The organism is Bradyrhizobium sp. SHOUNA76 (assembly GCF_023006445.1).
Lineage (GTDB): Bacteria > Pseudomonadota > Alphaproteobacteria > Rhizobiales > Xanthobacteraceae > Bradyrhizobium.
In genome coordinates, this window is the sequence record NZ_JALBHA010000330.1 from 1 (window position 1) to 7,423 (window position 7,423).

The 7,423-nt window shown below is 65.0% G+C and carries 8 protein-coding genes; all 8 read right to left on the minus strand.

What is annotated here, in order from left to right:
• Positions 1-141 precede the first annotated feature (141 nt).
• Positions 142-822, minus strand: coding sequence for a leucyl/phenylalanyl-tRNA--protein transferase (aat, locus tag MOV74_RS26265; RefSeq protein WP_246929261.1), 681 nt, complete (start codon positions 820-822; stop codon positions 142-144).
• A 61-nt stretch (positions 823-883) separates the two neighbouring features.
• Entirely contained in the window at positions 884-1,987 is a 1,104-nt protein-coding gene (locus MOV74_RS26270; RefSeq protein ID WP_246929262.1) for a sensor histidine kinase, read from the minus strand.
• On the minus strand, positions 1,984-2,424 hold the full coding sequence (locus MOV74_RS26275) for a response regulator (RefSeq protein WP_246929263.1): 441 nt from the start codon (positions 2,422-2,424) through the stop codon (positions 1,984-1,986). Before MOV74_RS26275 ends, MOV74_RS26270 begins: the two co-directional genes overlap by 4 nt.
• Positions 2,421-3,947, minus strand: a complete 1,527-nt coding sequence (locus tag MOV74_RS26280) for a CHASE3 domain-containing protein (protein WP_246929265.1) — start codon at positions 3,945-3,947, stop codon at positions 2,421-2,423. Before MOV74_RS26280 ends, MOV74_RS26275 begins: the two co-directional genes overlap by 4 nt.
• A gap of 106 nt (positions 3,948-4,053) precedes the next feature.
• Complete coding sequence (gene accC, locus MOV74_RS26285) at positions 4,054-5,412, minus strand: acetyl-CoA carboxylase biotin carboxylase subunit (RefSeq protein ID WP_246929268.1); 1,359 nt, start codon at positions 5,410-5,412, stop codon at positions 4,054-4,056.
• Between the two features lie 82 nt (positions 5,413-5,494).
• Positions 5,495-5,983 (minus strand): acetyl-CoA carboxylase biotin carboxyl carrier protein, encoded by a 489-nt coding sequence (gene accB, locus MOV74_RS26290; protein ID WP_246929275.1) that lies wholly within the window; start codon positions 5,981-5,983, stop codon positions 5,495-5,497.
• Between the two features lie 37 nt (positions 5,984-6,020).
• On the minus strand, positions 6,021-6,488 hold the full coding sequence (gene aroQ / locus MOV74_RS26295; RefSeq protein WP_092262044.1) for a type II 3-dehydroquinate dehydratase: 468 nt from the start codon (positions 6,486-6,488) through the stop codon (positions 6,021-6,023).
• 253 nt (positions 6,489-6,741) lie between these two features.
• A partial coding sequence (locus tag MOV74_RS26300) for a DUF1236 domain-containing protein (RefSeq protein ID WP_246929277.1) occupies positions 6,742-7,423 on the minus strand: 682 nt, incomplete at its 5' end.

Sequence of the window (7,423 nt, forward strand, 5' to 3'; positions counted from 1 at the left end):
AACCGGCACCGCCACCGCCCCCGCCGCCGGAGCAGCGGCCAGGTCTGTTCGGCATCCCCGGGTTTGGCCGCTAGGCCAAATCCCCCCGGGTTTGGCCGCTAGGCCAAATCCCCCGGGTTCGGCCGCTCACCCAGCCGTCCATTATTGCCGCGAGGCGATGATCTCGAGCGCGCGTGCGCCCGGGATGGCGTCACCGGGCGAGAGCCTGAGGAAATCGCCGGGCTCGCCGGCGAGCGCCTTGTCGAGCAGCGCGGTGTAGCGCCGCCGTGAGATCTCGGCCGCGCCGAAGCTCTTCAGGTGTTCCGTGACATATTGGGTATCGAGCAGCTCGAAGCCGCCATGGATGAGCCGCGCGACGAGGTGCACCAGCGCGACCTTCGAGGCATCGCGCGCGGTGTGGAACATGCTCTCGCCGAAGAAGGCTCGTCCCAGGCTTACGCCGTACAGTCCGCCGACGAGATCCTCGCCCTGCCAGGCTTCGACGCTGTGGCAATGGCCGAGCTCGTACAGGCCGCCATAGAGGTCACGGATGCGCTTGTTGATCCAGGTGTCCTCGCGTCCGGCTTGCGGTGCGGCACAGCCGGCGATGGTCGCCTTGAACGCGGTGTTGACAGTCACGCGAAATACATCCGAACGCACGGTGCGTGCGAGCCGCGAAGCGACGCGAAATCCATCGAGGGGGATGACGCCACGCAACTCCGGCTCGACCCAGAACAGGGTCGGATCGTCAGCGCTTTCCGCCATCGGGAAGATGCCGCAGGCATAGGCGCGCAGCAGCACGGCCGGTGTGATTTCAGACGGGGCGGAGTCGCGCGAAGTCATGGTTCGCAATCATAGCAGGATCGCGACGCAGTTGCGATGGGGTGGGGAGCAGGGCGCGCGCTCAACTCGCGGCGGCGGTGCTGGTCTTGCCGGGGCTTGCCGGCACGCGACCGAACTTCAGAATGATCCGGGTTCCGGAATGCGCGGGATCGCGCTCGACCGAGGCGTCGAGCTTGGAGGCCATGGCCGCGACGATGCGCTGGCCCATGCCGGTGGAGCGCGGATCGGCCTTGACGTTGTCGCCGACGCCGTCGTCGGTGATCGACAGAAGGAGATCGTCGCCTTTCGAGTTCAGCTCGACATGGATCGGGCCGGCGCCGTCGGGATAGGCGTATTTCACCGCGTTCATCACCAGCTCGTTGACGATGATGCCGACGGCGACCGCGCGGTCAGGATCGATCTCGATCGGCTCGGCCTTCAGCGTCAGGCGCGACATCCGGTTGCCTTCGGCCGAGCGGCGCAGATCCTCGAGCAGCGAGTCCAGATACTGGTTCAGGACCACGCTCTTCAGATCCTGCGAGGTGTAGAGACGCCGGTGCACCTGCGCGACCGCGGCGACGCGGCCCATCGCATTGGTCAGTGCCGCCTTGACCTCGTCCTGTGCGGCTGAGCTTGCCTGAAGGTGCAGCAGCGAAGCGATGATCTGCAGCGAGTTGCCGACGCGGTGGTTGACCTCGCGCAGCAGTAGCTCGCGTTCGGCGGCAAGGGCTGCGTAGCGGTCACGCGAGGCATGGATCTCGGCTTCGGCCTCCTCGCGCGCCTTCTGCAATTCGGCCTGGCGCAGCGCGCCCTCGGTTGCGACGTGGAGCAGGGGGATGAAATCGCCCGTGACGTCCTTGACGAGATAGTCGGCCGCGCCGGCCTTCAGCGCGGTGACCGCAATGTTGGAATCCTGCGAGGCCGTGACGAACACCACCGGCGGCGCCCCCGGGATCGCCATGATCTGCTCCAGCGTCTCCAGCCCGTCGAGGCCGGGCATGTACTGGTCGAGCGCGACCACGTCGATGCCGCCTTCGGCACTCGCGCGGCGGATGCGCTCCAGACCTTCCTCGCCGCTCGCGGCATGGACGACCCTGTAGCCGCGCCGCGTCAGGCCGCGATCGACCAGGCGCGCCAGCGCACCGTCGTCATCGATGTAGAGCAGAGTTGGTGTGCGCTGGTTCATGGAGCGGCGGGCGGAACCTGGATGACCGAGAAGAACAGGCCGAGCTGCCGGATGGCATTGGCGAAATTCTCGTAGTTGACGGGCTTGGTGATGTAGACGTTGCAGCCGAGCTCGTAGCAGCGCTTGATTTCCTGGGAATCGTCGGTGGTGGTCAGCACCACCACGGGCGAGGCCTTCAGATATTTGTTTTCCTTGATCTGCCTCAGGATGTCGATCCCGGTCATGTCGGGCAGGTTGAGGTCGAGCAGGATCAGCAGCGCATTGCCCTTCTGCACGAGCCCGGAGCCGTCGGCGCCGAACAGGTGCGTCATCGCGTCCGTGCCGTTCTTGAAGGAGACGATCTCGTTGTTGACGCCGGAGCGGCGGATGTTGCGCTCGATCAGGCGGGCGTGGCCCTCGTCGTCCTCGATCATGATGATGGTGACAGGCTGGGTCATCGATCTGCGTTCCGGTTGCTTACGTTCCAGGCGATCGGCAGCGTGATCGTGAAGGTGCTGCCCGCATTCAGTTCCGATGATACCGACATGGTGCCGCCGAGGCGACGCACAAGTGCACGCACATGCGCAAGCCCGATGCCCTGGCCGGGCTTGTCCTGGGTTCCCGCGCGGCGGAACAGGTCGAAGATCCGCTGATGATCCCTAGCGTCGATGCCGCGGCCATTGTCGCTGATCTCGAAAATAGCGTAACCGAGCTTGGTCCGCCCGCGAATTCTGATCTCTCCGGGTACCCCGCGCTTCAGATATTTGATCGCATTGTCGATCAGGTTGGAGAAGATCTGCTCGAGCGCGAGCCGGTCGCTCACGACATTTGGCAGGGCCTCGAGGTGGATCTCGGCCTGAGCCTCCGCCGCCTGATGCGCCAGCGTCGACACGATGCCCTCGATCAGCTCGCTTGTGTCGATCTTCACGGGCTGGAATTCGCGCCGGCCCTCGCGCGTGAGGTTGAGGATCGCCGAGATCAGCCGGTCCATCTTGGCGATCGACGACTTGATGAAGCCGAGTGCTTCGGAAAAATCCTCCGAGAGCTGCTTGTCGGCGCCCTCGAGCGCGATCTCGCCGGGCCCCGCGGGCGCCAACGGCGGTCCGTCCGCAGGGACGTGGGCGAGGCCGCCGATGCGGCGAAAGATGTCGTTGCCGAGTTCATCGAGCTCGCTGGTGAATCCCATGATGTTGACGAGCGGCGAGCGCAGGTCGTGGCTGACGATATAGGCAAAGCGCTGGATCTCGTCGTTGGCCTCGCGCAAATCCGCGGTGCGTTCGTCGACGACGGACTCAAGGTTGGCGTAGGCCTCGCGCAGGCGGTTCTCGGCCTCCTCGCGGGCGACTGCCGAGCGCCGCACCAGCCAGATCGAGATCAGCGCCAGAACCACGACGAGGCCGGAGCCGATGCCCGTCATCGAGGCGGCGAGGGTCTGGCTGCGGTCGGAGTTGGCGGTGCGGAGGCGGAACAGGCGCTCCTCCTCCTGGATCATCGCGTTCGCGACGGCGGTGATCTTTGTCGTGGTGTCCTGTGCCGCGGCCTCGCGGACCAGCGCCACGGCCTTGTCCGGCTGGCCCTGCTGGATGAAGGTCATCTCCTGCGCGAACTGGCCGAGGCGGGTTTCGAGGGCGGCGCTCAGCTTTTCGATCTTCTCACGTTGCCCTGGATTGTCGCCGCTCAGGCGCGTGAGCTTGTCGAGGGCGGGGATGATGGCGGCCACGGCCTTTTCATGGTCGTCGCGGAAATTTGCCCCCTGCGTCAGCAAGAAGCCACGGGCGCCGCTTTCTGCGCGCCGGATCTCGAGCAGCAGGGCGTTGATCTGGTTCTCGACCTCGATGGTATGAACCACCCATTTGCTGTCTTCCCGCGCCTTGTTGACGAGGTAGACGGAGCCGGCGCTGATCACGGTCAGCACCAAAAGGCCCGCTGAGAACAGCAGGATCTGCCAGAGCGTGCGCCGTCGTTGGGCGTCAGCCGTCACGACGGTTCACCGGTGTACATTCAGTGGAGTTCAAAACGCCCCCTTGGAACTGGCCCCAGCGTCCAGAACGCGATTGAGGCCAAAGGGTTCCACCAGGGGAGGGAGATTACCTCGGCGCGGGTTCCGCCTTGCCGGCCAGGTACTGTTCCAGCCAGTGGATGTGATAATCGCCGTTGATGATGTCGTCTTCGCGCACTAGCGCGCGGAACAGCGGCAGCGTGGTCTCGATGCCTTCGACCACCATCTCGTCGAGCGCCCGGCGCAGCCGCATCAGGCATTCGGCGCGGGTCTTGCCATGCACGATCAGCTTGCCGACCAGGGAATCGTAATAGGGCGGGATCGTGTAGCCCTGGTAGACGGCGGAATCGATCCGGACGCCCAGCCCGCCGGGCGGATGGTATTGCAGGATGCGGCCGGGCGAGGGACGGAAGGTCTGGGGATGCTCGGCGTTGATGCGGCACTCGATCGCATGGCCGATGACCTGGACCTCTTCCTGCCTGGCCGGCAGGTCGCCGCCGGCGGCGATGCGGATCTGCTCCAGCACGAGGTCGATGTCGGTAATGCTCTCAGTGACGGGATGCTCGACCTGGATGCGGGTGTTCATCTCGATGAAGTAGAACTCGCCGTCCTCGAACAGGAATTCGATGGTGCCGACGCCGAGATATTTCATCTCGCGCATGGCTTTGGCGCAGGTTTCGCCAATCTTGGCGCGCGCGGCGGCGGCGAGGACGGGCGAGGGGCCTTCTTCCCAGACCTTCTGGTGGCGGCGTTGCAGCGAGCAGTCGCGTTCGCCGAGATGGATGGCGCCGCCGCGGCCGTCGCCGAGGATCTGGATCTCGATATGGCGCGGCTTCTGGAGGTATTTTTCGAGGTAGACGGAGGCATCGCCAAAGGCGGATTTGGCCTCATTGGCCGCCGTCGACAGCGCCACCTGGAGGTCGGCCTCGCTGTGCGCGACCTTCATGCCACGGCCGCCGCCACCGGCCGCAGCCTTCACCAGGACCGGGAACCCGATCTTGCGGGCGATCGCTATCGCGTCGTCATCGGGGCCGACCGCGCCGTCGGAGCCCGGCACCACGGGGATGCCCAGGCGCTTGGCGGTCTTCTTCGCCTCGATCTTGTCGCCCATCAGGCGGATGTGCTCGGCCTTGGGACCGATGAAATGCAGATTGTGCTCGGACAGGATTTCCGCGAAGCGGGCATTTTCAGACAGGAATCCGTAACCGGGATGCACGGCATCGGCGCCGGTGATCTCGCAGGCCGCGAGCAGCGCGGGGACGTTGAGATAGCTGTCCTTGGATGCCGGCGGGCCGATGCACACGCTCTCGTCCGACAGGCGCACATGCATGGCATCGGCGTCGGCGGTGGAGTGCACGGCGACCGTCGCGATCCCGAGCTCCTTGCAGGCCCTGAGGATGCGAAGGGCGATCTCGCCGCGATTGGCTATGAGGATCTTGTCGAACATGGTGCCTCAGGGGGCGAAGGGGCAATAGCGAATGGCGAAACAGGCAGGAGTAACTATTCGCTACTCGCTATTCGCCACTCCCTCACTCGATGATGACCAGCGGCTCGCCGTACTCGACCGGCTGGCCGTCTTCGATCAGGATCTGCGTCACCGTGCCGGCGCGCGGCGAGGGGATCTGGTTCATGGTCTTCATCGCTTCGATGATCAGCAACGTCTGTCCGACCGAGACCTTGCTGCCGACCTCGATGAACGGCTTGGCGCCCGGCTCAGGCGCCCAATAGGCGGTGCCGACCATCGGCGAGCTGACGGCGCCGGGATGCTTCGCCAAATCGGGCCCGGCGGCGGCAGGCGCGGCGGAGGCTACCGGCAGGGCCGCGGGAGCAGCTGCCATCGGCACAGGCATGGTCGCAGCAACGCTGATATTGCGGGCGACACGCAGGCGCAGGCCGGCACGTTCGATCTCGATCTCGGTGAGACTGGTCTCATCGAGCAGCAATGCGAGCTCGCGGACGAGCGCGGAATCCTCGCTGGAAAACTTTGCGGCTGCTTTGTCGTCTGGCTGGCGCGCCATGTTCTTTGATCCGAATGTTCTGTTTGATGAGGGAGCTTCAGGCTTTGGGCTTGATGGCAAGCTTGGCGGCAAGGCCCTGGATGGCGAGGCGGTAGCCCTCGATGCCGAAACCGCAAAGCGAGGCGAAGGCCGCGCGCGCGGTGTAGGAGTGGTGACGAAAGCTCTCGCGGGCATGGATGTTGGTCACATGCACTTCGACCGTCGGGATCTGCACCGCGAGCAGCGCGTCGTGCAATGCGATCGAGGTGTGCGAATAGCCGCCGGCATTGACGATGATGCCCTTCATCTTGCGCGCATGCGCCTCGTGGATGAAGTCGATCAACTCGCCCTCACGGTTGGATTGCCGGCAATCGGCTTTGAGACCGAACGTCGCCGCCGTCTCCCGGCACAGCGCCTCGACGTCGGCCAGCGTGGCGTGGCCATACTTTTCCGGCTCGCGCGTCCCCAACATGTTGAGGTTCGGCCCGTTCAGGACGAGGATCGTGTCGGTTGCAGGTTCAGCCATTCCAATCCCGGAAGAGGTGCTCGGCGTGGCGGGGGTTATAGGTAACAAAGCGCGTGAGGGGAAGCCTTGACGGCCTCCCGGAAGGGTTCAGGTACCTCATCCCAGGTACAAAAACTTGTGCGGAAGCTACGGAAATTGCTTGTTAACCAGTTCGAAGCATGGCTGCCGGCGGGGACGGATGGAGGGGCCGGCCAAGGCCAAACGCCCCCGCCGATCTCTCGGCAGGGGCTGATCTGGGTTTCAGCGAAGCAGCTTAGCCTTCGATGATGTAAACGATCTCGCGCGTCTGCGGACGGACGATCACGTACTGGCCGCGGACGAAGATCACTTCATAGCCACGCCACTGCGGGTAGATCTCGACGATCCGGGGCGGCAGCGGGTGGAAGTGGACGGACGCCGGGACCGCGGTGCCGACCGAGATGTTGAAGTTGACGTTCGTGGTCTCCTCGATCTTGGTCGACTTGATCGCGGTCGAGATTTCCGTCCGCTTCTCGGGCGGCGGCGCGGCGGCGGTGGCCGAAGCGTTACCGGTCGTGGTCTGCGACTTGGTGTCGGTGGAGGCCGGGCGGTTCTCGGCATTGTTGCTCTTGGCAGCGCCGCCGGCCTTGTTGTCTTCGGCCTTCATGTCCTTGGCACCGGACTTGGTGGAATCGGACTTGGTCGTCGAGTCAGAGCTCATGCTCTTCGACTTGTCCGGCGCAGACTTATCCTGGGCGTGCTCGCCCTTCATGCCGGCCTTCTCGTCAGCCGCGTTCTTGTTCATCGTGCCGGACTTTTCCATCCCGCCGGACTTGTCCGCGGCGCCGGATTTCTCCATCGCGCCGGACGACTTGTCGTCGGCGGCTCCGCCGGGCTTCATGGCGCCGCCGGCCTGGCCAACGGTGCCCTTGTCATGGCTCACGGAGTCGCGGCCCATCGAGCCGCCGCGCTCGGCG